Origin of the sequence: Corynebacterium lemuris (genome assembly GCF_024919295.1) — a bacterium.
Classification (GTDB): Bacteria; Actinomycetota; Actinomycetes; order Mycobacteriales; family Mycobacteriaceae; genus Corynebacterium; species Corynebacterium lemuris.
This window is the reverse complement of record NZ_JANWTC010000044.1, coordinates 1-1,453: the sequence shown is the minus strand read 5'-3', so window position 1 is coordinate 1,453 and position 1,453 is coordinate 1. Positions and strand designations below refer to the sequence as shown.

Here is a 1,453-nt window from a genome sequence, read left to right as displayed (position 1 = left end):
TCTAGGCGTTCTGCGATGAAGGTTGGATCCCAGCCGGGATTGAAAGTGTCGACGTGGGTGAATCCGAGCCGCTCGTATAGGCCACGCAGGTTCGGGTGGCAGTCGAGCCGCAGCTTGGCGCACCCCTGCGTTCGCGCGGCATGGCGGCAAGCCTCGATCAGCGCGGAGCTGACACCCCGGCCCGCATGTGTCCGTCGCACCGCGAGCTTGTGCAGATATGCGGCCTCCCCCTTGAGGGCGTCGGGCCAGAACTCGGGATCCTCGGCCGACAAGGTGCAACAGCCGACGATGCCGTCGCTGCAACTCGCGACTAGGAGCTCGGATCTCAGGACGAAGGTCTCCGCGAATGTCCGGTCGATCCGCGCGACGTCCCAGGCGGGCGTTCCCTTGGCGGACATCCACGCCGCAGCGTCGTGCATCAGCCGCACAACCTCGTCGATATCACCCGAGCAGGCGACCCGAACGTTCGGAGGCTCCTCGCTGTCCATTCGCTCCCCTGGCGCGGTATGAACCGCCGCCTCATAGTGCAGTTTGATCCTGACGAGCCCAGCATGTCTGCGCCCACCTTCGCGGAACCTGACCAGGGTCCGCTAGCGGGCGGCCGGAAGGTGAATGCTAGGCATGATCTAACCCTCGGTCTCTGGCGTCGCGACTGCGAAATTTCGCGAGGGTTTCCGAGAAGGTGATTGCGCTTCGCAGATCTCCAGGCGCGTGGGTGCGGACGTAGTCAGCGCCATTGCCGATCGCGTGAAGTTCCGCCGCAAGGCTCGCTGGACCCAGATCCTTTACAGGAAGGCCAACGGTGGCGCCCAAGAAGGATTTCCGCGACACCGAGACCAATAGCGGAAGCCCCAACGCCGACTTCAGCTTTTGAAGGTTCGACAGCACGTGCAGCGATGTTTCCGGTGCGGGGCTCAAGAAAAATCCCATCCCCGGATCGAGGATGAGCCGGTCGGCAGCGACCCCGCTCCGTCGCAAGGCGGAAACCCGCGCCTCGAAGAACCGCACAATCTCGTCGAGCGCGTCTTCGGGTCGAAGGTGACCGGTGCGGGTGGCGATGCCATCCCGCTGCGCTGAGTGCATAACCACCAGCCTGCAGTCCGCCTCAGCAATATCGGGATAGAGCGCAGGGTCAGGAAATCCTTGGATATCGTTCAGGTAGCCCACGCCGCGCTTGAGCGCATAGCGCTGGGTTTCCGGTTGGAAGCTGTCGATTGAAACACGGTGCATCTGATCGGACAGGGCGTCTAAGAGCGGCGCAATACGTCTGATCTCATCGGCCGGCGATACAGGCCTCGCGTCCGGATGGCTGGCGGCCGGTCCGACATCCACGACGTCTGATCCGACTCGCAGCATTTCGATCGCCGCGGTGACAGCGCCGGCGGGGTCTAGCCGCCGGCTCTCATCGAAGAAGGAGTCCTCGGTGAGATTCAGAATGCCGAACACCGTCACC

Annotated in this window: 2 protein-coding genes; both read right to left on the bottom strand. The window is 63.5% G+C overall.

All coding sequences use genetic code 11. The features are described from left to right. Nucleotides 1-488: GNAT family N-acetyltransferase (locus NYP18_RS15295; RefSeq protein ID WP_034056494.1), on the bottom strand; the 488-nt coding region annotated here is incomplete at its 3' end. 127 nt (nt 489-615) lie between these two features. Continuing rightward, entirely contained in the window at nt 616-1,452 is an 837-nt protein-coding gene (sul1, locus tag NYP18_RS15290) for a sulfonamide-resistant dihydropteroate synthase Sul1 (RefSeq protein ID WP_024193717.1), read from the bottom strand. Nucleotide 1,453: the final 1 nt, after the last annotated feature.